General features: G+C 55.2%; 23 protein-coding genes. 18 read left to right on the top strand and 5 right to left on the bottom strand.

Annotated elements, in window-relative coordinates; all coding sequences use genetic code 11:
* Positions 1 to 281: 281 nt before the first annotated feature.
* Positions 282 to 1,466: a sugar efflux transporter SetB gene (setB, locus tag ACG1VR_RS07205; protein ID WP_016537356.1), complete on the top strand. Its 1,185-nt coding sequence runs from the start codon at positions 282 to 284 to the stop codon at positions 1,464 to 1,466.
* On the opposite strand, the gene ACG1VR_RS07200 is transcribed toward setB, so the two are convergent.
* Positions 1,463 to 1,717 (bottom strand): YkgJ family cysteine cluster protein, encoded by a 255-nt coding sequence (locus tag ACG1VR_RS07200; RefSeq protein WP_395490563.1) that lies wholly within the window; start codon positions 1,715 to 1,717, stop codon positions 1,463 to 1,465. The genes setB and ACG1VR_RS07200 overlap by 4 nt on opposite strands.
* A 132-nt stretch (positions 1,718 to 1,849) precedes the next feature.
* On the opposite strand from ACG1VR_RS07200, the gene ACG1VR_RS07195 reads away from it, so the two are divergent.
* The 13 genes from ACG1VR_RS07195 (at position 1,850) to yejF (ending at position 17,489) form a co-directional block, all read left to right on the top strand.
* Positions 1,850 to 2,290: a DUF2946 domain-containing protein gene (locus tag ACG1VR_RS07195; protein ID WP_395490562.1), complete on the top strand. Its 441-nt coding sequence runs from the start codon at positions 1,850 to 1,852 to the stop codon at positions 2,288 to 2,290.
* A 112-nt stretch (positions 2,291 to 2,402) separates the two neighbouring features.
* The gene (locus ACG1VR_RS07190; protein ID WP_395490561.1) at positions 2,403 to 4,457 is read left to right on the top strand and encodes a TonB-dependent copper receptor; all 2,055 of its coding nucleotides are present in this window, start codon (positions 2,403 to 2,405) and stop codon (positions 4,455 to 4,457) included.
* A gap of 61 nt (positions 4,458 to 4,518) precedes the next feature.
* The gene (locus tag ACG1VR_RS07185) at positions 4,519 to 4,779 is read left to right on the top strand and encodes a DUF2534 family protein (protein ID WP_016537371.1); all 261 of its coding nucleotides are present in this window, start codon (positions 4,519 to 4,521) and stop codon (positions 4,777 to 4,779) included.
* A 148-nt stretch (positions 4,780 to 4,927) separates the two neighbouring features.
* Positions 4,928 to 5,500, top strand: a complete 573-nt coding sequence (gene yeiP / locus ACG1VR_RS07180; protein ID WP_008459912.1) for an elongation factor P-like protein YeiP — start codon at positions 4,928 to 4,930, stop codon at positions 5,498 to 5,500.
* A 194-nt stretch (positions 5,501 to 5,694) separates the two neighbouring features.
* Positions 5,695 to 7,161, top strand: coding sequence for a mannitol dehydrogenase family protein (locus ACG1VR_RS07175; RefSeq protein WP_395490560.1), 1,467 nt, complete (start codon positions 5,695 to 5,697; stop codon positions 7,159 to 7,161).
* 148 nt (positions 7,162 to 7,309) lie between these two features.
* Positions 7,310 to 8,287 (top strand): CobW family GTP-binding protein, encoded by a 978-nt coding sequence (locus tag ACG1VR_RS07170; protein WP_395490559.1) that lies wholly within the window; start codon positions 7,310 to 7,312, stop codon positions 8,285 to 8,287.
* A 45-nt stretch (positions 8,288 to 8,332) separates the two neighbouring features.
* Complete coding sequence (locus ACG1VR_RS07165) at positions 8,333 to 9,037, top strand: phosphatase PAP2 family protein (protein WP_039898485.1); 705 nt, start codon at positions 8,333 to 8,335, stop codon at positions 9,035 to 9,037.
* Positions 9,038 to 9,458: 421 nt separating this feature from the next.
* Positions 9,459 to 10,025, top strand: a complete 567-nt coding sequence (gene mepS / locus ACG1VR_RS07160) for a bifunctional murein DD-endopeptidase/murein LD-carboxypeptidase (protein ID WP_016537375.1) — start codon at positions 9,459 to 9,461, stop codon at positions 10,023 to 10,025.
* A gap of 241 nt (positions 10,026 to 10,266) precedes the next feature.
* Positions 10,267 to 11,847 carry a cyclic di-GMP phosphodiesterase gene (locus tag ACG1VR_RS07155; protein ID WP_395490558.1) on the top strand — a complete coding sequence of 527 codons (1,581 nt, stop codon included), beginning with the start codon at positions 10,267 to 10,269 and terminating at the stop codon, positions 11,845 to 11,847.
* A 128-nt stretch (positions 11,848 to 11,975) separates the two neighbouring features.
* Complete coding sequence (locus ACG1VR_RS07150; RefSeq protein ID WP_395491066.1) at positions 11,976 to 13,766, top strand: extracellular solute-binding protein; 1,791 nt, start codon at positions 11,976 to 11,978, stop codon at positions 13,764 to 13,766.
* An 11-nt stretch (positions 13,767 to 13,777) separates the two neighbouring features.
* Positions 13,778 to 14,875 (top strand): microcin C ABC transporter permease YejB, encoded by a 1,098-nt coding sequence (locus tag ACG1VR_RS07145; protein WP_172569417.1) that lies wholly within the window; start codon positions 13,778 to 13,780, stop codon positions 14,873 to 14,875.
* Positions 14,872 to 15,897, top strand: coding sequence for a microcin C ABC transporter permease (locus tag ACG1VR_RS07140; protein ID WP_395490557.1), 1,026 nt, complete (start codon positions 14,872 to 14,874; stop codon positions 15,895 to 15,897). Before ACG1VR_RS07145 ends, ACG1VR_RS07140 begins: the two co-directional genes overlap by 4 nt.
* A 2-nt stretch (positions 15,898 to 15,899) precedes the next feature.
* Positions 15,900 to 17,489 (top strand): microcin C ABC transporter ATP-binding protein YejF, encoded by a 1,590-nt coding sequence (yejF, locus tag ACG1VR_RS07135; protein WP_395490556.1) that lies wholly within the window; start codon positions 15,900 to 15,902, stop codon positions 17,487 to 17,489.
* 2 nt (positions 17,490 to 17,491) lie between these two features.
* Here the strand turns inward: yejF and ACG1VR_RS07130 are convergent, their stop codons facing one another.
* The 3 genes from ACG1VR_RS07130 to rsuA all read right to left on the bottom strand — a co-directional run bounded on the left by ACG1VR_RS07130 (position 17,492) and on the right by rsuA (position 20,088).
* Complete coding sequence (locus ACG1VR_RS07130) at positions 17,492 to 17,836, bottom strand: YejG family protein (RefSeq protein ID WP_039899368.1); 345 nt, start codon at positions 17,834 to 17,836, stop codon at positions 17,492 to 17,494.
* A 336-nt stretch (positions 17,837 to 18,172) separates the two neighbouring features.
* Positions 18,173 to 19,369 carry a Bcr/CflA family multidrug efflux MFS transporter gene (locus tag ACG1VR_RS07125; protein ID WP_039898491.1) on the bottom strand — a complete coding sequence of 399 codons (1,197 nt, stop codon included), beginning with the start codon at positions 19,367 to 19,369 and terminating at the stop codon, positions 18,173 to 18,175.
* Between the two features lie 17 nt (positions 19,370 to 19,386).
* Entirely contained in the window at positions 19,387 to 20,088 is a 702-nt protein-coding gene (gene rsuA / locus ACG1VR_RS07120; protein WP_016537384.1) for a 16S rRNA pseudouridine(516) synthase RsuA, read from the bottom strand.
* A gap of 197 nt (positions 20,089 to 20,285) precedes the next feature.
* Between rsuA and ACG1VR_RS07115 the strand changes: the two genes are divergently transcribed.
* From ACG1VR_RS07115 to ACG1VR_RS07105, 3 genes are all read left to right on the top strand, one after another.
* A complete protein-coding gene (locus ACG1VR_RS07115) occupies positions 20,286 to 22,046 on the top strand; it encodes a DEAD/DEAH box helicase (protein WP_395490555.1) in 1,761 nt (586 codons plus the stop codon).
* Between the two features lie 127 nt (positions 22,047 to 22,173).
* Positions 22,174 to 22,458: a 50S ribosomal protein L25 gene (rplY, locus tag ACG1VR_RS07110; protein ID WP_016537386.1), complete on the top strand. Its 285-nt coding sequence runs from the start codon at positions 22,174 to 22,176 to the stop codon at positions 22,456 to 22,458.
* 99 nt (positions 22,459 to 22,557) lie between these two features.
* On the top strand, positions 22,558 to 23,001 hold the full coding sequence (locus ACG1VR_RS07105) for a DOPA 4,5-dioxygenase family protein (protein ID WP_395490554.1): 444 nt from the start codon (positions 22,558 to 22,560) through the stop codon (positions 22,999 to 23,001).
* A 16-nt stretch (positions 23,002 to 23,017) separates the two neighbouring features.
* Here the strand turns inward: ACG1VR_RS07105 and yejK are convergent, their stop codons facing one another.
* On the bottom strand, positions 23,018 to 24,025 hold the full coding sequence (gene yejK, locus ACG1VR_RS07100; RefSeq protein WP_016537388.1) for a nucleoid-associated protein YejK: 1,008 nt from the start codon (positions 24,023 to 24,025) through the stop codon (positions 23,018 to 23,020).
* Positions 24,026 to 24,160: 135 nt separating this feature from the next.
* Between yejK and ACG1VR_RS07095 the strand changes: the two genes are divergently transcribed.
* Positions 24,161 to 24,388: a YejL family protein gene (locus ACG1VR_RS07095; protein WP_016537389.1), complete on the top strand. Its 228-nt coding sequence runs from the start codon at positions 24,161 to 24,163 to the stop codon at positions 24,386 to 24,388.
* Positions 24,389 to 24,395 lie beyond the last annotated feature (7 nt).

The raw sequence follows: 24,395 nt of genomic DNA, 5'->3' as shown, positions 1-24,395 counted from the left end.
ATCGGCTTTCTGCGCAACATTTCTCGCATTTCAGCTTTCTAAATTTAGAGCTTCAGCACATTTTCATTTTAGCAGACGACAAAGTTCAGCGCCTGAACCGACGGTAATGGTTCGGCATCAGCAAACTTCAGCTTTTACAAACGAGCGATCACCCGGACGGGTGTTAATGAGGTTTGATGAATTATTTGTGCTGGCCGTCCGACATCCTGCGAGGGTAAATCTGTTTATTTAAGGGTAACGGGCGTACACTCCGCGCATTCTTTTTCCTGCCGCCCGATAGCATGCAAAACGCTCCCGTTACCGCCGCCCGTAAGCCTCTTGATTTCACTTCATCCGCGTTTCTGATAGTCGCATTTTTGACCGGCATCGCCGGTGCGCTGCAAACGCCGACCTTAAGCCTGTTTTTGACCGATGAAGTTCATGTCCGCCCCGCGCTGGTAGGTTTTTTCTTCACCGGCAGCGCGGTGATAGGCATTCTGGTCAGCCAATTTCTCGCCGGGCGTTCTGACCGCAAAGGCGACCGCAAAAAGCTCATTTTTGCCTGCTGCCTGCTGGGTGCCCTGGGCTGCGTGCTGTTTGCCTGGAACCGTAACTACTTTGTTCTGCTGTTCGTTGGCGTGTTTTTGAGCAGCTTTGGCTCCACGGCCAACCCGCAGATGTTTGCTCTCGCCCGCGAGCACGCCGACCACACCGGGCGCGAGGCGGTCATGTTCAGCTCTATCCTGCGCGCTCAGGTCTCTCTCGCCTGGGTTATCGGGCCGCCAATTGCCTATGCGCTGGCGATGGGGTTCGGGTTTGAAGTGATGTACCTGAGCGCCGCTTTTGCCTTTGTGATTTGCAGCGCGATGGTCTGGCTTTTTCTGCCGTCAATGCGTAAAGAGCCGGTGGTAAAAACAACCGCCACCCTGGAAGCGCCCCGCAGCAACCGCCGCGATGCGCTGCTGCTGTTCACCGCATGCACCATGATGTGGGGCTGTAACAGCCTGTATATCATCAATATGCCGCTCTATATTATTAACGAACTGCATCTGCCGGAGAAGCTGGCTGGCGTGATGATGGGCACAGCCGCCGGGCTGGAAATCCCGACAATGCTGATTGCCGGGTACTACGCAAAACGGCTGGGAAAACGCTTCCTGATGCGGGTAGCTATCGGCGCGGGACTGCTGTTTTACATCGGCATGCTGACGCTGCATAACCAATATATGCTGCTTGGGCTACAGCTGCTGAACGCTATCTTTATCGGTATTCTCGCCGGGATCGGCATGATCTATTTCCAGGATTTGATGCCGGGCCAGGCCGGTGCGGCAACCACGCTGTACACCAATACTACGCGCGTTGGCTGGATAATTGCCGGTTCTATGGCAGGCGTAGTGGCAGAAATCTGGAACTATCACAGCGTCTTTTTCATCGCGCTGGGGATGATTGCGATTAGCGTTTATTGCATGGCGCGCATCAAGGATATTTAAGGCGCGGTGGCGGCCTCGAGGTCAATCAGCCAGGTAATAGCCTGCTCGCGCGTGCTGCCGCACATTTCGGCCGCGGGCTGAAGGCCGCCGCAAACTTTAGGCCGCAGAGGCGAGCCAAACAGCTTGCAGCGCAGCCGCTCGTCGAGCTGAACGCAGGGCGTGTTGGCGGGCTTGCCCTCCGGCATGCCGGGGATCGGAGAGGATATTGAAGGTGCGGTACAGCAGGCTCCGCAATCAGGACGACAGTCCATTTATATTTCCACCAGCGTCAGAGGGTGCGTGACAATAGCAGACCCGGTGCCTGCGTCAACGAACAATTTATTTAACATCATTCCCCCTTCCAGGATACACTCGCGCCACAACGACTACGGATCGGTAACGTTTTGTCTGGGCGCAAACTCTTTCACCGAACGGCCTCATGGCTGGCGCTGCTTGCCGTTGCGATGCTGTTTATTGCACCGGTTATCTCAAAATCGCTGATGCACCATACGGCGTGTGAACACGGCAGCACGATGATGACAATGGACATGTCTGACATGAGCCATCATATGGACATGCCTGAACCCTGCCCTCACGCAAGCCTGCCCCATAACATGCTGATGTCCGGCCCGGGCATGTCACCGGGCGAAGAGATTGCCTGCGGCTACTGCCAGCTGCTTATCCATCTGCCTTTTATCCAGTTCTGCCTTATCGTACTGCTGCTGTTATTGCTGATAGCGGTGCGCAAAGCGCCGGTTACCGCCCTGTGCTGCGCGGTGATAATTCGCCCGAGGTCTGCCCACCCGGCCCGCGCTCCACCTGCTTTCGTTCTTCATCGCTTTTAAAACTCTAAAAATTAACTGCGTAATGTTAGACGGCAGCGCTAAGGCGCGATGCCGCCCGGCCTCTTATTAATCAAGAGCCGCCGCGTTACGCCTGAAGAACAGTAAGGCATTTATGAAAACTCACCTGAAGCCGCTGGTACCTCTGGTACTGCTGGCCATCGCCTCCCCTGCCGCGCTTGCGCAGGAGCAGCACGAACACACAACAATGCAGGACGATCAGGTCATGATCGTCGCCTCTCCCGCTTCATCGCCGCTGGAGGTCATCACTTCGCCAAAAACGCCACGCCAGCCGGTTCCGGCAAGCGACGGCTCCGACTACCTGAAAACCATTCCCGGTTTCTCACAGATCCGCAACGGCGGCACCAACGGCGACCCGGTGTTCCGCGGGATGTTCGGCTCACGCCTGCGCATCCTCACCAATAACACGGAGATGCCGGGCGCATGTCCGGCGAGGATGGACTCGCCAGGTTCCTATATTTCTCCGGAAAGCTTTGACCTGCTGACGCTGATTAAAGGCCCGGAAACCGTACTCTGGGGGCCGGGGAACTCGGCGGGGACGGTACGCTTCGAGCGCGAACCGCCGCGCTTTGAGAAAGCTGGCATTCAGGGCACGGCGAGCCTGCTTACCGCGTCTAATCAACGCTGGGACAGCAATGCGGACTTAAGCCTCGGCAGCGAAGACGGTTACCTGAGGCTTATCGGCAACAAATCTCATTCCGGCGACTATCAGGACGGCAACGGTGACCGGGTCGCCTCTAAATGGGATAAATGGAACGCCGACGTCGCGCTGGGCTGGACGCCGGATAAAGACACGCTCCTCGAGCTGACGGCGGGCAGAGGCAACGGTGAAGCCCGCTATGCGGGGCGCAGCATGGACGGCTCGCAGTTCAAACGCGAAAGCCTGGGGATGCGTTTTGAAGAATCCAATATCGGCGAAGTGTTTAATAAATTGGAAGCCAGCGTCTATTACAACTACGCCAACCATATTATGGATAACTATTCGCTGCGTTCTCCGGGCAGCATGCCGGGGTCTGGCGGCAGCATGCACTCCTCGATGGAAATGCATCAGCCCATGGATATGGGTGGGTCGATGAGTATGAATATGCCGATGGCGATGCAGCTCGATCGCCGTACCGTCGGCGGCCGTATGATGGGCACCTGGCTGTGGTCCGATTACGAGCTGCGCAGCGGCGTGGATGCTCAGCAAAGCACCCATCGCAACAAGCAGGATGAAGGCTGGCGGCAGGATGCCCGCTTCCAGGACTTCGGGGCATTCAGCGAACTGACCTGGCATGCCAGCGAGCAGAGCAAAGTCATCGGTGGCGCAAGGCTTGACCGAACGCGGGTGGATAACGATACCGGAAATGGTTCAGCAGAACGCAGCGCCACGCTGCCCGCCGGTTTCATGCGTTATGAGCGAACGCTGACCGACGTGCCGGTCATGCTGTACGCCGGAGTAGGTTATACCGAGCGCTTCCCGGATTACTGGGAGCTATTTTCGCCAACTTATGGCCCTGGCGGCTCTAAAAATGTATTCGATAACCTGAAAACGGAAAAAACCACCCAGCTCGACATCGGCATGCAGTACGGCGGTGAGCGCTTCAACGGCTGGGTCTCGGCTTATCTTGGGCGGGTGAATGACTTTATCCTGTTCCGCTACTCTCCCAATAACGCCCGTATTAGCCAGGCCGATAACGTCGACGCCACGATTATGGGCGGCGAGATGGGCTTCAGCTACCGGCTGACGGAGAGCTGGAAAACCGATGCCAGCCTGGCCTATGCCAGAGGTGAAAATACCAGCGACCATCAGCCTCTGCCGCAAATCGCCCCGCTGGAAACCCGCTTTGGGCTCACCTGGGAGCAGGGAGACTGGAGCAGCACAGGCCTGCTACGGCTGGTCAGTAGCCAGCAAAGAGTCGCGCTTAATGAAGGTAACGTGGTGGGCAAAGACTTTGATAAAAGCGCCGGGTTCGCTATCTTCTCCGCCAATGCCGCTTACCGCCTCAACAAGGCCATTAAGCTTAGCGCGGGAGTCGATAACCTGTTTAACAAAACCTACAGCGAGCACCTGAATCTGGCGGGCAATAGCAGCTTTGGCTATTCGTCCAATACGCCGGTGAACGAACCAGGAAGAACCTTCTGGGGCAAAGTGAACGTCACGTTCTGATTAATCTCGCCCCTGAGCAAGGGGCGTTTACGCTTTACTACTAACCGGCCTGGAGGCTGATATGTTTGCAAAACTTCGTACCCGCGACGGTAAAAAATTCCTTATCGCGGTAGCCATTGTCTTCACTATTGTCGTTTCACTTATTTCAAAAGTGACATTTGAAGGCGTTGAAGAGCAGTACAACTGGCCGATGGAGCAGTGGACGCTGGACATGTTTATTATGCAGGGAGCCTGGGTGGCTATTTACACCATTATGTTCACTATTCTTTGCTCGACTCCTTTTGCCTTCTATTTCTTAGCGCCTAAGGATGGCCGGGGATAATGCCTCTCCCGCCGCGCCGGCATATGCTGGCGCGGCATCACAAACTGCTTTCTTGCGGCTTTGTTGATTAAATCCACTTGCCTGAATCGCGCCTCGCGGGTACTTTGACGCAATATTTTTGCATCTCAATTTTCGACAGGACACATCGATGGCAAGAGCTAACGAAATCAAAAAAGGCATGGTTCTCAATTACAACGGCAAGCTGCTGATTGTTAAAGATATTGATATCCAGGCTCCGAGCGCGCGCGGCGCGGCAACGCTGTACAAAATGCGTTTCTCCGATGTTCGTACCGGGCAGAAAGTGGAAGAGCGCTTCAAGGGCGACGATATCGTCGATACCATCACCCTGACCCGCCGTTTCGTTGACTTCTCTTATATCGACGGCAACGAATATGTGTTTATGGATAAAGAAGATTACACCCCGTACATCTTCACCAAAGACCAGATTGAAGAAGAACTGCAATTTATCCCTGAAGGCGGCATGCCTGATATGCAGGTGCTCACCTGGGACGGCCAGCTGTTAGCTCTGGAGCTGCCGCAGACGGTAGATCTGGAAATTATCGAAACCGCTCCGGGCATCAAAGGCGCATCTGCCAGCTCCCGTACCAAACCGGCAACCCTCTCTACTGGCCTGGTCATTCAGGTGCCGGAATACATGGTTGCAGGCGAGAAAATCCGTATTCATATCGCTGAAAAGCGCTCTATGGGCCGCGCGGACTGATTTGCAGAAACGCTCTTTCGGGAGCGTTTTTTTATTTATCTCCCCCGCCAAAGTTGTTATACCAATATCGCTTTCCCCTCTATTATTTTGATGTAATTCACACTTCACCGATTAACATCCCACACCAATTCCAATTGTTGTCATACAGCTTTAGACTGACCGGGTTCATTTACCGCTAAGCAGGACGTTAACCCATGCGCACTATTGCCTCAGAAACGCTTCCGTCGGCTGTCCAGTTCCCTCGTTACGACCGCAGCACGCTGCAAACGCGCATCGTTCATTTTGGCTTTGGCGCATTTCATCGCGCGCACCAGGCGCTGCTCACCGATCGGGTGCTAAACGCTCAGGGCGGCGACTGGGGGATCTGCGAGATAAGCCTGTTTAATGGCGATAAGTTAATGAGCGATCTTCGTCGCCAGGATCATCTCTATACCGTGCTGGAGAAAGGCGCGGACGCAAACCAGGCCATCGTCGTCGGCGCGGTAAAGGAATGCCTGAACGCAAAGCTCGACGGAATGGAAGCCATTATTGAGAAATTCTGCGAGCCGCAGGTGGCAATCGTTTCGCTCACCGTGACGGAAAAGGGCTATTGCATCGACCCGGCAAGCGGCAAGCTGGACGTTGCTAACGAAAGAATTATTCACGATCTGGAGCATCCGGCAGAGCCGCATTCGGTGCCGGGCATTCTGGTTGAGGCACTAAGCCGCCGCCGCGAGCGCGGGCTGCGACCGTTTACCGTGCTCTCCTGCGACAACATCCCTGATAACGGGCATCTGGTGCGCAACGCGGTTCTGGGTATGGCGGCGCGGCGCAGCGACGAGCTGGCGGAGTGGATTGCGGAGCAGGTGACTTTCCCGAGCACCATGGTAGACCGTATCGTTCCGGCGGCAACGCCTGAATCACTGGCGGAAATAACCGAAATCCTCGGGGTGGAAGACCCCTGTGCCATAGCCAGCGAGCCATTTATTCAGTGGGTAATAGAGGATAACTTTGTTGCCGGGCGGCCGGAGTGGGAAATTGCGGGCGTTGAGATGGTAGACGACGTGATGCCCTGGGAACAAATGAAGCTGCGCATGCTGAACGGCAGCCATTCGCTGCTGGCTTATCTGGGCTACCTTGCCGGATATCAGCATATTTCTGACTGCATGGCGGATGAGCACTTCCGCCTCGCCGCCCGCCGCCTGATGATGCAGGAGCAGGCACCGACGCTGCGCATCAGCGGCGTAGACCTTCATCAATATGCCACAAACCTGCTTGCCCGCTTTGCCAACCCGGCGCTGAAGCATCGGACCTGGCAAATCGCGATGGACGGCAGCCAGAAATTACCGCAGCGCTGGCTGGAAAGCGTGCGCTGGCACCTGCAAAACGGAGATAGCTGGCCGTGCCTCGCGCTGGGTATCGCCGGCTGGATGCGTTATGTCAGCGGCGTGGATGATAAAGGCAGCGCCATTGATATTCGCGATCCGCTGGCAGAAAAGATCCATACTCTGGTTGCCGGGAGCGATGAAACCAGCCGTGTGGATGCCCTGCTGAGCCTGCATGAAATTTTCGGTGAAGACCTCCCAGCCAACCCGCATTTTGTCACCGAGATCCAACGGGCATGGCGGCAGCTTGCTCAGTTTGGCGCACGTAAAGCGGTCGAAAACCTGGCCGCAGGTTAGCAATCAATGCGTTTAACGCGGTTTCCTCAGGGCCAAACCGCGTTGAGCCTTCTCTTTTGTCCGGGTTTTAGTCAGGATAGTCAGCGTGAATAATTAACATAACTGGCTAATAAGCGTGGCTTACAGGCTGTAACCACCCGGAGTACCCGTGACAAAAACGAATTTAATTACCGGCTTCCTCGGGAGCGGCAAAACCACCACCATTCTTCATTTACTGGCCAATAAGCCAGTCGATGAAAAGTGGGCGGTGCTGGTGAATGAATTTGGCGAAGTCGGCATAGACGGCGCGCTGCTCGCCGACAGCGGCGCATTGTTAAAAGAGATCCCCGGCGGCTGTATGTGCTGCGTCAACGGTCTGCCGATGCAGGTTGGCCTCAATACCCTGCTCCGCCAGGGCAGGCCGGATCGCCTGCTTATCGAGCCAACCGGCCTCGGCCATCCAAAACAGATCCTCGATATGCTCACCGCCGAAGTCTATCAGCCGTGGATTGATCTACGGGCAACCCTGTGCCTGCTGGACTCGCGGCAGCTGCTGGATGAAAAAGCCCTGAATAATGATAACTTCCGCGACCAGCTGGCCGCGGCGGACATTATCGTCGCAAATAAACAGGATCGGGCAACATCGGAGAGCCTTGCCGCGCTGCAACTGTGGCAGCAGGCCCGAGGCGATGGGCGGCAGTTGGTCAGCACTGAAAAAGGGGAAATTAGCCCCGAACTGCTCGACAGGCCGCGCCTTAATCAACGCGAGCTACCGTCCAGCGCGGAGCATAACCACGGCCATGCGGCAACCCGCGGGCTCGCGGCGCTTAGCCTTCCGGCTCACCAGCGCTGGCGGCGCAGCGTAAACAGCGGCCAGGGCTATTTTGCCTGCGGCTGGATCTTTGATGAAGAAACCGTATTCGACACCGTAGGCATCCTGGAATGGGCCAGACTTGCGCCGGTTGACCGGGTTAAAGGCGTGCTGCGCATTGCCGAAGGTCTGGTACGAATCAACCGTCAGGGCAATGACCTGCATATCGAAACGCAATCCACTCCGCCGCCGGACAGCCGCATCGAATTAATTCACTCCGACGAGCCGGACTGGAACGCTCTGCAATCCAGTCTGTTGAGCTTATGTTTAAGTTAGTAAGCCTACCTTTGCGCCCCCGTAATGAGATTTAGAAACCGCATGATGACTAATCGCCTCCCTCTGATACTGCTGCTAAACGCGCTGGGCCTCGCCCTGTTCTTTAGCTGGTATCTGCCTGAGAACCATGGATTCTGGTTCAATATTGATTCCACGCTGTTCCACTTCTTTAATAATGAACTGGTCAAAAGCCATACTTTTTTAACCCTGATAGCGATTACCAACAACCGCGCATTCGACGGGATCTCACTGCTGGCGATGGGCGTGCTGTTCTCCTGGTTCTGGTGGCATGAAGATGCTCCAGGCCGCCGTCGGCTGGTGCTGATGGGTGTGGTAATGCTGCTTGCCGCGGTAGTAATAAACCAGCTGGGCCACCTGATCCCGGTCGTCCATTCCAGCCCGACGCTGTTCTTTACCGACATCAACCGCGTTAGCGAACTGCTGCATTTCCCGACCAAGGATGCCTCGAGCGACAGCTTCCCCGGCGACCACGGATTGATGCTGCTTATCTTTACCGGCTTTATGCTGCGCTATTTCGGCCTGCGCGCATTCCTGATAGCGGCCTCTATCTTCATTATCTTCTCTGCGCCGAGAATAATGATAGGCGCGCACTGGTTTACCGATGTCTACGTCGGCTCTCTTTCTATTGCCCTGGTTGGCCTGCCGTGGGTGCTTTTAACCCCGCTAAGCGACCGGTTAATTTCCGTACTGAACCGTACAATACCGGGCAAAAATAAAGCCCGGGGCTGATGGCTAATAAGCTATTACGATTGCAAATAAGCAGAGTTCCCCCACGGTCTCTGCTTATTTTTTCGCCTTTATGACAGCGAGATGAATATTTACCCACTTCGAATTCCCTGAGATTTGAATGACCTGGCGATAAAATCAGCGCTCCTGCCGAGAGTTTGCTCAAAATAACCTTTTACTACCGAACATCACAATTTCTTATAAAAATAAGAATAAAAAGGCTCGCATCACCTGGTTTGATCGGGTACTCTCGGAAAAGTTTGCGCTACGGCTCAACGCACTCAGGCAGTGAATAAAATTGTGCGTTGTTCCACATTTTTGTGCATGAATAATTGTTTCGACGCTCAGACGTATTTAGTCTCGTCACGTTGGTATTTTTGTATAACGAATTATTCGTTAAGGACTTCAAGGGAAAACAAACAAAATGGTCAAATCTCAGCCTATTTTGAGATATATCTTGCGGGCTATCCCCGCGATTGCGGTAGCAGTTATGCTTTCCGCCTGTAGTTCGACTAACACAGCTAATATGCATTCTGAGACGCATGCAGTCGGTGAAAAAGATGGTTTTTTACTGCAAGCCTCTCAGGATGAATTCGAAGAGATGGTTCGTAATGTTGACGTTAAGTCGCGCATTATGGAGCAATATGCAAGCTGGAAAGGCGTTCGCTACCGTCTCGGTGGCAGCAGCAGAAGCGGTATCGACTGCTCTGCATTTGTACAGCGTACATTCCAGGAGCAGTTTGGTTTAACGCTGCCGCGCTCAACCTCCGAGCAGCAGGACTCTGGTAAGTCCGTGTCGCGCAATAAATTGCGTACCGGCGATTTAGTTCTGTTCCGCGCAGGTTCTACCGGGCGCCACGTAGGCATCTATATTGGTAATAACCAATTCGTACATGCCTCCACCAGCAGCGGCGTAGTGATCTCCAGTATGGACGAACCCTACTGGAAGAAGCGGTATAACGAAGCGCGTCGCGTGCTGAGCCGTAGCTAAAAGTTTTGTGGGCTGTTATTCCCTTGGCCGCCCGCTGAAACAATCAACGTGACAATAAAGACGCTGCCCATGCAGCGTTTTTTTATGCCTTAAATTCAGAGCATTATTATCTTAAACGTTGGCAAAACGCAGAATAGTTGCCAGATGAAACAAATTAAACAATTTTGTGGTTATGGGTTATAGTCAGAAAAAATCATAAAACAAACGATGATTCGCTTGCCCCTGCGGGACTCATACATCAATGTCTTATAAGAACATCTTTTCGCGCTACTTTAGCACCCCAAAACAGATTGCTGTCTTCAGCCTTCTGGCGGGATTGTTTGGCGCTTTGTTAGTCGGCGGACTGTCCAGCCTGGCGCTGCATTCAAAACGCGAGTCCGCTTATAATCTTTTAGCCCGCGATATTAGCGGCTACCTCGATACCTTCTTTAAAGACCTGCACAATACCGCCGACGGCATTCAGCCCCTCAGCATGGATGAATGCGAACGGGTAAGCGGGGAGCTAACCTCCCGGGCGGCCTTTAATTCCAGCGTGCGTGCTTTCCTGCTTATCCACAGCGGCGTGGCCTACTGCTCTTCCGCTACCGGCGATATGAAGCTCTCAATGAGCGAGCTGGAACCCGAGCTTGATATTAGCAAACCCGTTGATGTCGCCATTATGAACGGCACGCCCATGATGCCCGGCAAACCGGTTATCGCCGTATGGTTTCAAAACCCACTCTCCGCCGACCACGGCGTGTTTACTACCCTAAATGTGAACCTCACGCCTTACCTGGTGTTCACTTCACGCCAGCAGGACATCAGCTCGATGGCGTTGGTCGTGGGCAACAAGGCGCTGGCCTCCTACTCCCCTGACGTAGTCAATACCGACGAGCTCCCGCCCTCGCCCACGCGCATAGCAAATCTCGAAGGCTACCCGATTAAGCTCTACATCTACGGCACGCCGTGGCCGGTAGAAGATATCCAGTTAGCGATTCTTGCCGGTTTGCTCTCCGGCCTGCTGTGCGCCGCGCTTTGCGGCTATTTCCTTTCGGTGAAAGTACGCGCCGGGAAAGAGATCCTCACGGGCATTAAACGCGAGCAGTTCTTTGTGGTTTACCAGCCGGTCGTCGACTCGCAGGAACTGCAAATGCGCGGGATAGAAGTCCTGATGCGCTGGGAGCACCCGACGGCGGGCATGATACCGCCGGATGCGTTTATCGGCTTTGCCGAAGCGCAGCAGCTGATTGTCCCGCTGACGCGCCACCTGTTTGAGCTGATAGCAAGGGATGCGGCTGAGCTGCAAAAAGTTCTGCCCGCCGGGGCGAAGCTGGGCGTCAACCTGGCACCAAGCCACCTGCACTCCCCGACCTTCAAGCAGGATATTCAGGCTTTCTCCGCTTCTTTGCCTCCCGACTATTTCCAGTTGGTGTTTGAAATTACCGAGCGCGATATGCTCCAGGAAAAAGAGGCGATGAGCATCTTCGCCTGGCTGCATCAGCAGGGCTACGAGATTGCGGTCGATGACTTCGGCACCGGCCACAGCGCCCTGATTTACCTTGAGCGTTTCACTCTGGATTACCTGAAAATAGACCGTGGCTTCGTAAACTCTATCGGCATGGAAACGGTTACCGCGCCGGTGCTTGACGCGGTTCTCACGCTCGCCCAGCGGCTAAATATGAACACCGTTGCGGAAGGCGTGGAAACGCCGGAACAGGCAAAATGGCTGATTGAGAGAGGCTGTAATTTCCTGCAAGGTTACTACTTCAGCCGCCCGTTAACCCTCAGCCAGTTGCTAAGCTGGAACCCGTCACACAGCCTTTATGATGAGCTAAAAGACTGACAATCATTGCGCAATCTTCGTCGGCTAACTTATGATTAAGCATCATGGGCTTAGCGGCTGCTCGCTAACCTGTCAGAGCAGCAACCACCCGGCAAGGAATGAAGATGACGAAAGCTGTACGCGCGCTGATGCTGCTTTGCCTTTGCGCTGCCTCTCTGGCAGCACGAGCCGCACAAATCAATGAAAGCTACTCCTTCTCGGTGCTCGGCGAGCCCAAATATGCCGTTAACTTTACTCAATTTGACTACGTGAATCCCGCCGCCCCGAAAGGCGGAAATATTACCCTCTCTTCTATTGGCACCTTCGACAACTTCAACCGCTTTGCCCTGCGCGGTAATCCCGGCGTCCGCACCGATGCGCTTTACGACACGCTATTCACCACCTCCGACGACGAGCCGGGCAGCTATTATCCGCTGATTGCGGAGATGGCTCGCTATCCGGTCAATTTTGCCTGGGCCGAAGTATCCATTAACCCGCGCGCGCGCTTCCACGACGGCAGCCCGATTACCGCCGAAGACGTCGCCTTTACCTTCAATAAATTTATGACCGAAGGCGTACCGCAATTTCGCCTGGTCTACAAAGGCGCGACCGTTAAGGCCATCGCGCCGCTGACGGTGCGCATTGAGCTGGCTAAACCGAGCAAAGAGAGAATGCTGGGCCTGTTCTCACTGCCGGTCTTCCCCGAAAAATTCTGGAAGGACCATAAACTCAGCGACCCGCTCTCCTCGCCGCCGCTGGCCAGCGGGCCGTATAAAATTACCGCCTGGAAAATGGGCCAGTACATTACCTACTCCAGGGTTCGCGATTACTGGGCGGCTAATCTGCCGGTGAACCGCGGACGCTGGAACTTTGACTCTATCCGCTATGACTATTATCTCGACGACAACGTCGCCTTCGAGGCATTCAAAGCGGGCGCATTTGATTTCCGCGCCGAACCCTCGGCTAAAAACTGGGCCACGCGCTATATCGGGAAAAACTTTAATAATCACTACATCGTCAAAGATGAGCTGAAAAATGAATCCGCGCAGGACGCACGCTGGCTGGCGTTTAACATTCAGCGCCCCATCTTCGCAGACCGCCGGGTCAGGGAAGCCATCAGCCTGGCGTTTGATTTCGAGTGGATGAATAAAGCGCTGTTTTACGGGGCCTACAGCCGGGCTAATAGCTACTTTCAGAATACCGAATATGCCGCCCGCGGATACCCGGATGCCGACGAGCTGATGCTGCTGGCACCGATGAAAAAGGACTTACCGCCGGAGGTGTTTACCTCTATCTACAACCCGCCAAAATCAGACGGCAGCGGCTATGACAGGGAAAACCTGCTCAAGGCGCTGGCTTTGTTAAAAGAGGCCGGATGGGAGCTAAAAGACCAAAAACTGGTTAACGTCCAGACCGGCCAGCCCTTTAGCTTTGAGCTGCTGATTGGCACCACCGGCAATACGCAGTGGGTGCTACCCTTCCAGCATAATCTACAGCGGCTGGGCATCACCCTGAACATCCGCCAGGCAGATAACTCGCAGCTCACCAACCGCCTGCGCAGCCGTGATTACGACATGATGCCGACGTTATACAGCGCCATGCCCTACCCCAGCACCGAACTGCAAATTTCCTGGGCTTCCGAATACGTTAACTCGACCTATAACGCGCCTGGGGTAAAAAGCCCCGAGGTGGACAACCTGGTGAGCCAGATAGTTGCCAGCCAGGGCAATCAGAAGAAGCTGCTGCCGCTGGGGCGGGCGCTCGACCGGGTGTTAACCTGGAACTACTACATGCTGCCGATGTGGTATATGTCAGCCGATCGCCTGGCCTGGTGGAATAAGTTCTCCCGGCCGTCGATTCGCCCGCTGTACAACAACGGTTTTGATAACTGGTGGTACGACGTCAACAAGGCGGCGAAGCTGCCTGCCGACAGGCGATAAGGGGAGGAGACGTGGGCGCTTATATTCTGCGGCGTTTGCTGCTAATCATTCCCACGCTGTGGGCAATTATCACGATAAACTTTTTTATCGTGCAAATTGCTCCCGGCGGCCCGGTAGATCAGGCGATTGCCGCCATTCAGTTTGGCCACGGCAGCGGCGTGCCCGGCGTCAGCAACGAGATGATGGGCAGCGGCCATGCAAAAACCGGCGTGGGCGACGCCACCAGCAGCCAGTACCGGGGGGCACAGGGCCTGGATCCTGAAGTTATCGCGGAAATAACCCACCGTTACGGCTTCGATAAACCGTTACACGAGCGCTACTTCAAAATGCTCGGCGACTATTTACGCTTCGATTTTGGCGACAGCCTGTTCCGCAGCTCTTCGGTACTTAAGCTGATTAAAGAAAGCCTGCCGGTGTCCATCAGCCTCGGGCTATGGAGCACGTTGATTATTTACCTGGTGTCGATTCCGCTCGGTATCCGTAAAGCGGTCAGCAGCGGCAGCCGCTTTGACGTCTGGAGCAGCCTGTTTATTATCATCGGCTACGCCATCCCTGCATTTCTGTTCGCCATCATGCTGATTGTGCTGTTCGCCGGCGGCAGCTATCTGGACTGGTTCCCGCTGCGTGGTTTGACTTCGGCCAATTTCGACGCGCTGCCGTGGTACGGCAAGGTGACCGACTACCTGTGGCATATTACCCTGCCGGTTCTGGCTACGGTCATCGGCGGCTTCGCGACCCTGACGATGTTGACCAAAAACTCATTTCTCGACGAGATCCGCAAACAATATGTCGTCACCGCCCGGGCCAAAGGGCTGGACGAGAAGAAAATTCTCTACCGCCACGTCTTCCGCAATGCGATGCTGCTGGTTATTGCCGGATTCCCGGCCACCTTCATCAGCATGTTCTTCACCGGCTCGCTGCTTATTGAAGTGATGTTCTCGCTCAACGGGCTCGGGCTGCTGGGCTACGAAGCGACTATTTCGCGCGACTATCCGGTAATGTTCGGCACGCTTTACATCTTTACCCTGATTGGCCTGCTGCTGAATATCCTGAGCGATGTTACCTACACGCTGGTCGATCCGCGTATTGATTTTGAGGGACGAGGATGAGCCGCTTAAGCCCGGTAAACCAGGCGCGCTGGACGCGCTTTCGCCAGAACCGTCGCGGCTACTGGTCGCTGTGGATCTTTGCCGTTTTCTTCGCTCTCTGCCTCTGCTCTGAGCTGGTAGCTAACGACAAACCGCTGGTCGTAAGCTACGAAGGCAAACTCTGGTTTCCCTTTGTGAAAAACTACAGCGAGAGCGATTTTGGCGGCCCGCTGGCAACGCCGGCGGATTATCAGGATCCGTGGCTGGCAAAACGTCTGGACGAAAAAGGCTGGGTGCTGTGGGCGCCGGTGCGGTTTGGCAGCCAGACGATTAACTATGCCAGCAGCCAGCCGTTCCCCTCGCCGCCAAACGCGCAAAACTGGCTTGGCACCGACGCAAACGGCAGCGACGTGCTGGCACGTATTCTCTACGGGTCGCGTATTTCATTGCTTTTTGGACTGATGCTAACGCTGTTTTCAAGCCTGATTGGCGTGCTGGCCGGTGCGGTTCAGGGCTATTATGGTGGCCGGGTCGACCTTTGGGGGCAGCGCTTTATTGAAGTCTGGTCGGGTATGCCGACGCTGTTTTTAATTATCTTGCTTTCAAGCGTGGTGCAGCCGGGCTTCTGGTCGCTGCTGGGCATAACGGTGCTGTTCGGCTGGATGGGGCTGGTCGGCGTGGTGCGCGCCGAGTTTCTGCGTACCCGCAATTTCGATTATATCCGTGCGGCGCAGGCGATGGGCGTCAGCGACTGGTCGATAATGACCCGCCATATGTTGCCCAACGCCATGGTGGCCACCCTCACCTTCCTGCCGTTTATCCTTTGCGCCTCTATCACTACGTTAACCTCGCTCGATTTCCTCGGCTTTGGGCTGCCCCTGGGCTCTCCTTCGCTTGGCGACCTGCTGCTGCAGGGCAAAAATAATATGCAGGCTCCGTGGCTGGGCATTATCTCGTTTCTGTCGCTGGCAACGCTGCTTTCACTGTTAATTTTCATTGGCGAAGCGGTGCGCGACGCCTTTGACCCAGGCAAGGTGCGCTAACCATGACCACCCCGCTGCTCGCAATCAACAATCTCTCCGTCGCTTTTCAGCAGGGCGAAACCCTGCGCCAGGTGGTGGACTCGGTTTCGCTTCAGGTTAATGCCGGTGAAACGCTTGCTCTGGTCGGCGAGTCCGGCTCGGGCAAGAGCGTGACCGCGTTGTCGGTGCTGCGCCTGCTGCCTGCTCCACCTGCGGTTTATCCCTCCGGTGAGATCCGGTTTAACGGCATCGAGCTACTAAATGCCCCGGAAAAAACCCTGCGTGGCGTTCGTGGTAACAAAATAGCGATGATTTTCCAGGAGCCGATGGTGTCGCTGAACCCGCTGCATACCATCGAGAAACAGCTCTATGAGGTGCTTTCCCTGCACCGGGGAATGCGGCGTGAAGCGGCGCGAGGGGAAATTCTTAGCTGCCTTGACCGGGTCGGTATCCGCCAGCCTCTAACCCGGCTGAACGACTTCCCTCACCTGCTCTCCGGCGGCGAACGCCAGAGGGTAATGATTGCGATGGCGCTGCTGACGCGCCCGGAATTACTGATTGCCGACGAGCCAACAACCGCCCTGGATGTCTCGGTTCAGGCGCAAATTCTACAACTGCTGAAAGAGCTGAAGCAGGAGCTGAACATGGGGCTGCTGTTCATCACCCATAATCTCAGCATCGTTAAGAAACTGGCGGATAATGTTGCGGTAATGCGCCACGGAAAATGCATCGAGCAGCAACCCGTGGCTGAGCTTTTCAGCAACCCTCAGCATCCTTATACCCGCCAGTTGTTAAACGCGGAGCCTTCCGGCCAGCCGGTCGCTTTAGACACCGGCCAGGAACCGCTGCTGAAGGTCGAAAACCTGCAAGTTGCCTTCCCCATCCGCCGCGGCCTGCTTAAACGCACCGTTGGCCAGCATTATGGCCTGAAAGAGCTGAGCTTTGAGCTGCGCCCCGGTGAAAGCCTCGGCCTGGTAGGTGAGTCCGGCTCCGGCAAAAGTACTACCGGGCTTGCGCTGCTGCGGCTGATTCACTCCAGCGGCAATATCTGGTTTGACGGCCAGCCGCTGCACCAGCTCAACCGCAAAAAGCTGCTGCCGCTGCGCCACCGCATTCAGGTGGTGTTTCAGGATCCTAACTCCTCGCTCAATCCGCGCCTGGATGTGCTGCAAATTGTTGAGGAAGGCTTGCGCGTTCATCAGCGTGCATTAACCGCCGCCGAACGCAGAGCGCGTGTGATTCAGGTGCTGGAAGAAGTGGGTCTGGAAGCCGATATGCTGCACCGTTACCCGGTTGAGTTTTCCGGCGGCCAGCGTCAGCGCATCGCCATCGCCAGGGCGCTCATCCTTCAGCCACAGCTGATTGTGCTGGACGAGCCAACCTCTTCACTTGACCGCTCGGTACAGGCGCAAATCCTGGCGCTGATAAAGTCGCTGCAGGAAAAACACCGGCTGGCGTACATTTTTATTAGCCACGATCTACAGGTAGTGAAGGCGCTTTGCCATCAAATGGTGGTGCTGCGGCAGGGAGAAGTAGTGGAACAGGGAGAGTGCGGCCAGATATTCCGGGCGCCACAGAGCGACTACACGCGCCAGCTGCTGGCGTTAGCCTGAGTTCAGAAAGGATTATTGCTGGAGAAGGACTCGGCAATGGCTACGCCAAAGTTTTTCAGGCGGCAGGTTGCGGCCAGCTCATCCTGTAAGTTAACAAACAGGCACGGCTCGCCTTCGCACTCGACTACCGAGCTATCCACTTCGATATCGCTTAATGCCTGGCTGAGCGTATCCATAATAGGCCACGCTTTTTCCCCATCCGGGCTTAACAGCTTCAGGCCGATCAGGCAGTCTTCATCGCGCTGGCCGTTTTGCGGAATCGGTTCAACTCTGGAGCCTGCAAAACCCGCCAACCAGCGATAGCTCTGCGGCAGACGGTGCACTATGGACAGTTGTATGCTATTCAATTTCATTTCCCCGGAGGTTCCACTCGGCAATTTATCTCAAACAGTTTACATAAAGGTTAACACAATGTTGATAAATTGCGTCTAAACGAGTATGGAAACGGCCGACATCCGCCGTAGTAATTTCATAACTAACGCTTTATTTTTGTGCTCTGGCACGCGTTTCGGCGCTATATGTATCGCTTTCTGAGATCTAACTCAACCTTTTTAACTACAAAGTTGTGACTTTTTACAGTTGAGGTTTTTACATACGCGAAACATATATCCTATTTTTTCTGGCGGCTGGCGGGAGATTTTGCGGGGTTAGCGAGCATTTCGCATCCGAAATGCTCGCCTGTTTTATGCCTGAGAGTGGCGCGCCCTGCTGGCGTAGAAATAGAACAGCACCGAGCAGGTGGCGCAGACGGCAATAGACCAGATCATCGGCCATGCGGTATTAAAGGTCGCCACCGACAGCAGTGCGCCGGTCAAGGCACCGATACCGAAACGGAAGGTTCCCGCCAGCGAAGAAGCCGTGCCCGCCATATGCGGAAACTCGTCAAGAATGACCGCCATCGCGTTTGAGGAAACCAGCGAAACGCAGCTGATAAATATCGCCACGCCCAGCACCATCGCCCAAAAACCAAAGTTTAGCTGGCTGCTTACCACCAGCCAGACCGCCATCGTAAACTGGATATACAGCCCGATTCGGAACATGTTTATCGCCCCGATGCGGCGCACAAAGCGGCTGTTAATCATGGTCATAACGAACAGGAACACCACGTTCAGCGCAAAGTAGTAGCCGAAGTGCTGGGGTGAAACGTGGTTAAGCTCGATATAAACAAACGGCCCGGCGCTGAGGAACGAAAACATTCCGGCAAAGCTGAAGCCGCTGGCCAGCATATAGCTGAGCACCCGCTTGTGGCGAAACAGCGTAGCAAAGTTGCCGATGGTAGTGCGCAGATGGAATTTCTGCCGCATCTCGGGTGCCAGCGTTTCGTGAATAAAGAAGAAGATCATGGCCGATGCCAGCAGCGCTGCCGCCGCCAGTATCCAGAAGATAGCATGCCAGCTGAACCACACCAGCACCGCGCCGCCGACCATCGGCGCCACCAGTGGCGCAATGGTGGTTATCAGCATCACGAATGACATCATCCGCGAGAACTCTTCCTTCGGGTAGATATCGCGCATCAGGGCATTAATCACCACGCTGGCCGCCGCGGCAGCCAGCCCGTGAAGGAAGCGCATGGCGATAAGCTGGTCGATGGTTTGCGATAGCGCGCAGGCGATTGCCGCCACGGCAAACACCAGCGTCCCGCCGAGCACCACCGGCTTACGCCCGAGGCTGTCGGCCATTGGCCCATAGAAAATCTGCCCGATAGCAAAGCCCAGAATATACGTGCTGAGGGTCATTTGCGCGCTGCCCGCCTGAACACCAAAGCCCTGGGCAATCATCGGCAACGCCGGTAAATACATGTCGATGGACAGCGGCATTAACATCGCCAGCAGGCCAAGGATAACCACGATTCCGACAGAAGAGTTCTGTTTACGACTCAAGAGTGACTCCGGGATTTTTAGGGCATGCCAACGCTGGCAATTTCCTGCTCGGTCAATGGGCGGTATTCGCCTGGCTCCAGTTCTGGATCCAGCACTATCTCGCCGATGCGCTCGCGATGCAGGCCAACAACGCGGTTACCGACCGCGGCGAACATACGTTTCACCTGGTGATAGCGGCCTTCGCTGATGGTCAAGCGCACTTCCAGCGGGGAGATAACTTCCAGCACCGCAGGTTTGGTCAGGTGTTCTTCATTATGCAATTGAACGCCCTTCGCAAAGTGCTCCGCAGTGCCCTCTTCCACCGGCGACTCCAGCATCACCAGATAGGTTTTTTCGCAGTGGTGGCGCGGGGAGGTAATACGGTGTGACCACTGACCATCGTCAGTCATCAACACCAGGCCCGTGGTATCAATATCGAGACGCCCTGCGGCATGCAGCTTGTGGGCAACCGGCACGTCGAGGAAGTAAAGCACCGTCGGATGATCCGGGTCATCGGTGGAGCAGACGTAACCCTGCGGCTTATTCAGCATGAAATAGCGCGGACCATTTTGCTGGATAAGCGGGTTGCCGTCGAATTCAACCTGATGCTCCGGCTTCAGTTTAAAGGAGGCATCGCGTACTACTTCACCGTCAATGGTGATGCGGCTTGCGCGAATTTCACGGCCGGCGATAGCGCGGCTGACGCCGAGCTGCTGAGAGATAAATTTATCGAGTCGCATTAATGTATTGCCTGTTCAAGAAGGTGCCGCCAGCAAGTTGACGACAGGGCCTGACGCCCAAATTCAGGTGAAAATTGGTTTGCCTGATAATTAGTTTGCCAGTATAGCGACATCAAAAACTCTCTCAAGGTAAAAGCGTGCGTTATGGCATAATCGTTGCAGTCATTTAATAACGATATTGATAAACCTGAACCCGCATGTCTTTTACTTTACGCCCTTACCAGCAAGAAGCGGTGGACGCCACCCTTAGCTACTTCCGCAAACATCCTGAACCGGCCGTTATCGTGCTGCCGACCGGCGCAGGCAAAAGCCTGGTGATTGCCGAACTGGCCCGGCTGGCTCGCGGGCGCGTGTTGGTACTTGCTCACGTTAAGGAACTGGTGGCTCAGAACCACGCAAAATATTGTACTCTGGGGCTGGAAGCCGATATTTTTGCCGCTGGCCTGCAACGTAAAGAGAGCCAGGGAAAAGTGGTGTTCGGCAGCGTTCAGTCCGTTGCCCGCAATCTCGAACAGTTTCACGGTGAATTTTCGCTGCTGATTGTTGACGAGTGCCACAGAATTGGCGACAGCGATGAAAGTCAGTATCAGCAAATCCTCATTCATCTGCGCGCCAACAACCCGAAACTGAGGCTGCTCGGGCTTACCGCCACGCCCTACCGGCTCGGTAAGGGCTGGATTTACCAGTTTCATTATCACGGCATGGTGCGCGGCGACGAGAAAGCGCTGTTTCGGGACTGTATCTACGAGCTGCCGCTGCGCTATATGATCAAACACGGCTACCTTACGCCGCCGGAAAGGCTGGACATGCCGGTGGTGCAGTATGATTTCAGCCGCTTACAGGCGCAGCCGAACGGGCTGTTTAGCGAGGCGGACCTGAACCGCGAGCTGAAACAGCAAAAGCGCATTACGCCGCATATCATCAGCCAGATTGTCGAGTTTGCCGCAGAGCGTAAAGGAGCGATGATCTTCGCCGCGACGGTTGAGCACGCTAAAGAGATTACCGCCCTGCTGCCCTCCAGCGATGCGGCGCTGATTACCGCAGATACCCCCGGCCCGGCGCGTGACACGCTGATTGAAGCGTTTAAAAATCAGCAATTCCGCTTTCTGGTCAACGTCGCGGTGCTGACCACCGGCTTTGACGCCCCGCATGTCGACCTGATAGCTATTCTTCGCCCTACCGAGTCAGTTAGCCTTTACCAACAGATAGTCGGGCGCGGGCTACGTCTTGCGCCGGGCAAGACTGATTGCCTGATTCTGGACTATGCCGGAAACCCTCACGACCTGTTTACCCCGGAAGTGGGCAACGCTAAAGGTAAAAGTGACAACGTGCCGGTGCAGGTATTTTGCCCCTCCTGCGGCTTCGCCAACACTTTCTGGGGGAAAACCACCGCCGACGGCACCCTCATCGAACATTTTGGCCGCCGCTGTCAGGGCTGGTTTGAGGACGACGATGGCCTGAGGGAACAGTGCGATTATCGGTTCCGCTTCAAAAACTGCCCGAACTGCAACGCGGAAAACGATATAGCCGCCCGCCGCTGCCACCAGTGCGAGCAGGTGTTGGTCGACCCGGATGATATGCTGAAGGCGGCGTTGAAGCTAAAAGACGCGCTGGTGCTACGCTGCGGCGGGATGACGCTTGAGCACGGCGGAGATGCCAAAGGCGACTGGCTAAAAATCACCTATTACGACGAAGAGGGAGCGGACGTTAGCGAGCGCTTCCGTCTGCAAACGCCCGCCCAGCGTATGGCCTTTGAGCAGCTGTTTATTCGCCCGCACTCCCGCGCGCCGGGCGTGCCGCTACGCTGGATAAACGCGGCGGACGTTGTGGCCCAGCAGGCATTGCTGCGCCACCCGGACTTCGTGGTCGCCAGGAAGAAGGGGCAGTTCTGGAACGTGCGTGAAAAGGTCTTTGATTACCAGGGGCGCTTCCGCCGGGCCAATGAATTACGAGGTTAGCGGTACTTTTCATTGCCGACATAGCGAGATATAGCTATAATGCCGCCCGCTTTTGCATCCGCAAACGCAGATAACTTTCCTGTTGCTGGGTCGCCTGTAGCAGGAGTATTTAAGAGAGAAACAGTTAATGTTTACTATTCCAGCAGTAGAACGTAAAGAGCAGGGCAAGGGTGCGAGCCGCCGCCTGCGTGCAGCAAACAAGTTCCCGGCTATCGTTTATGGTGGCGCGGAAGCTCCTGTTTCCATCGAACTGGATCACGACTCCGTAATGAACCAACAGGCTAAGCCTGGTTTCTACGAAGAAGTTCTGACCCTGTCTATCGACGGTAAAGAAGTTAAAGTTAAAGTTCAGGCTGTTCAGCGTCACCCGTTCAAGCCAAAACTGACTCACATCGACTTCGTTCGCGCTTAATCGCGAGTTGAGATCGAAAAAAAACCCGCTTCGGCGGGTTTTTTTGTATCTTGAGTGACGGATTATTTGATTAAGGTCTGGCACCCAAAGATGAGCGACATGTTGAAACCAACTCCCCCCACTTCCGTCGAAAAAGCGGCGATCCAAACGCTCCAGACGATACAAAGCTATCACGCTCATATCTATTTTGATGGCCCTCAGCAACGGCTTGTGGCAGAAACGCTGCGCGAAGAAATTGCTCTGCGTTTTTCCGTTCTGCTTGGCCGCTGGCACGACGTTCTGGTCGGCCCTCATGCCATGCCGATGTACCAGGTGGCGTTTACGCCCGATGAGTTTGAACGCTTTGTGCCGTGGTTGATGCTTAACCGCCGCGGGCTGACGGTGCTGCTTCATCCCAATAGCGGCCAGCCGAGGGCTGACCATACCGAGCATGCAGTGTGGATGGGGCAAAAACTCGATATCATCAACTTGCAGCGCCTGCCCGAACGTGAAGAACCGGAGCCACCGCTGACGCCCAATACGTCTCCTTCAGTGGCTCCATAACGACAGGCTCTGGCGTTTATTTACTTGAAGTGCGGCGCTGGAGCTGATCGCGCAGGTTCGGCGGCGTGCCTTTAATCGTCAGGGTATCGGTCGCCGGATCCCAGAAAATACGCTCACCCAGCAGCATGGCGTCGAAGTTAATCGTCAGCCCACCGCCGCTACCGGCATATTTTGTCAGCTGGCGCAGGGTGCTGCGGTCGGCCGGGAAACTCTCTTCCAGCTCATAGCCTTTGTCGGCCGTAAACTGCTGGAAGTTTTTATCGTCCACCGCCCACGGCAGCTCGTCGGCCAGGGAAGACAGTTCTATCTCCTCTCCCGCCTGTAGCTGCTCGTTGCAGTAGGCGTAAACCTGCTGGCGCGCGGCCTGGCGCTCACTTTTATCCAGCTGCGCTTCGTTGGTGAAATCGTCCAGCGCCTGCAACAGGCCTTTGTTCTGCGCTTTGGCATTAAGCCCTTCGCTTGCGCCGAGGAAGTCCATAAAGAAATCGGCCACTTTGCGCCCCACTCTTCCCTTGAGGAAGGTCAGGTAACGGGTCGATTCCGGATTGGTTTCCCATTCGGTTAAGTCGATACGCGCCACGATATCCGCGTGGTTGATATCGAGATAATGAGTAGCGCTGATATCCAGCTCTTCGTTAACGCGCATGCTGCTTAAGTTGTTCAGCACCGCAACCAGCAGGTATTCAACCGCCAGGTAGCGGTAATGGCAAAACAGTACGATGCCGCCGTCGGCAAACGGATACTTCGCCAGCTCGTCGCGCAGGCGGCCGGTTGCAGCCCGGGTAAATGCCAGGAAATCTTCATCGCCTTTACGTTGCAGGCGCAGGGCATCAGCCAGCTCGCTTTCTTCGCTAAACAGGCCGTAAGCTTTGTTTTTTGCGCTGTATACGCGGTGCAGCTCCGCCATCATATCTTCGACGGCGCCGTCGGTTGCCAGCAGTGAATCGCGCAGCACAACGTCCAGCGTCTGCTCGTCGCGCTTAATCAGTTGATGCAGGGCAATCTGGTTGATATCCAGACTCATGTTAAACTCTCCTTTAAGACCGGGCGGTATTCAACCACTGCCGATGGCGGGACGCAAGCGTGATAAAAATGCGGAAAAAAAGTCCTTGCTACGGTAAGATAACGCCCTTTCCCGAAGACGAATGATTTTTAATTTATGCCACAAACATCCCGCTATAGTGACGAACAAGTTGAAGCGATGCTGACCGAACTGGCCGGCGTGCTGGAAAAACACCACGCGCCTACCGATCTTTCCCTGATGGTGCTGGGAAATATGGTCACCAACCTGATTAATACCAGCGTGGCGTCCGCTCAGCGTCGTCCTCTGGCTCGCTCCTTTGCTGAGGCGCTTCAAGCCTCGGTGAGCGAAGATAAAGCCCACTAAGGAACTA

Origin of the sequence: Cedecea davisae (genome assembly GCF_044095835.1) — a bacterium.
In the GTDB taxonomy this organism is placed as follows: Bacteria; Pseudomonadota; Gammaproteobacteria; order Enterobacterales; family Enterobacteriaceae; genus Cedecea; species Cedecea davisae.
Note: the sequence above shows the minus strand (reverse complement) of the source record. Positions and strands in the feature narration are given on the sequence as shown.

What these genes read in the sequence shown, in the direction of transcription:
- ACG1VR_RS07200 (WP_395490563.1), bottom strand. Translation starts at nt 1,717, where the DNA reads ATGGACTGTCGTCCTGATTGCGGAGCCTGCTGTACCGCACCTTCAATA.
- ACG1VR_RS07115 (WP_395490555.1), top strand. Translation starts at nt 20,286, where the DNA reads ATGTCTTTTACTTTACGCCCTTACCAGCAAGAAGCGGTGGACGCCACC.
- ACG1VR_RS07185 (WP_016537371.1), top strand. Translation starts at nt 4,519, where the DNA reads ATGTTTGCAAAACTTCGTACCCGCGACGGTAAAAAATTCCTTATCGCG.
- ACG1VR_RS07175 (WP_395490560.1), top strand. Translation starts at nt 5,695, where the DNA reads ATGCGCACTATTGCCTCAGAAACGCTTCCGTCGGCTGTCCAGTTCCCT.
- rsuA (WP_016537384.1), bottom strand. Translation starts at nt 20,088, where the DNA reads ATGCGACTCGATAAATTTATCTCTCAGCAGCTCGGCGTCAGCCGCGCT.
- ACG1VR_RS07190 (WP_395490561.1), top strand. Translation starts at nt 2,403, where the DNA reads ATGAAAACTCACCTGAAGCCGCTGGTACCTCTGGTACTGCTGGCCATC.
- ACG1VR_RS07095 (WP_016537389.1), top strand. Translation starts at nt 24,161, where the DNA reads ATGCCACAAACATCCCGCTATAGTGACGAACAAGTTGAAGCGATGCTG.
- rplY (WP_016537386.1), top strand. Translation starts at nt 22,174, where the DNA reads ATGTTTACTATTCCAGCAGTAGAACGTAAAGAGCAGGGCAAGGGTGCG.
- ACG1VR_RS07140 (WP_395490557.1), top strand. Translation starts at nt 14,872, where the DNA reads ATGAGCCGCTTAAGCCCGGTAAACCAGGCGCGCTGGACGCGCTTTCGC.
- mepS (WP_016537375.1), top strand. Translation starts at nt 9,459, where the DNA reads ATGGTCAAATCTCAGCCTATTTTGAGATATATCTTGCGGGCTATCCCC.
- yejK (WP_016537388.1), bottom strand. Translation starts at nt 24,025, where the DNA reads ATGAGTCTGGATATCAACCAGATTGCCCTGCATCAACTGATTAAGCGC.
- setB (WP_016537356.1), top strand. Translation starts at nt 282, where the DNA reads ATGCAAAACGCTCCCGTTACCGCCGCCCGTAAGCCTCTTGATTTCACT.
- yejF (WP_395490556.1), top strand. Translation starts at nt 15,900, where the DNA reads ATGACCACCCCGCTGCTCGCAATCAACAATCTCTCCGTCGCTTTTCAG.
- ACG1VR_RS07155 (WP_395490558.1), top strand. Translation starts at nt 10,267, where the DNA reads ATGTCTTATAAGAACATCTTTTCGCGCTACTTTAGCACCCCAAAACAG.
- yeiP (WP_008459912.1), top strand. Translation starts at nt 4,928, where the DNA reads ATGGCAAGAGCTAACGAAATCAAAAAAGGCATGGTTCTCAATTACAAC.
- ACG1VR_RS07105 (WP_395490554.1), top strand. Translation starts at nt 22,558, where the DNA reads ATGTTGAAACCAACTCCCCCCACTTCCGTCGAAAAAGCGGCGATCCAA.
- ACG1VR_RS07165 (WP_039898485.1), top strand. Translation starts at nt 8,333, where the DNA reads ATGACTAATCGCCTCCCTCTGATACTGCTGCTAAACGCGCTGGGCCTC.
- ACG1VR_RS07150 (WP_395491066.1), top strand. Translation starts at nt 11,976, where the DNA reads ATGCTGCTTTGCCTTTGCGCTGCCTCTCTGGCAGCACGAGCCGCACAA.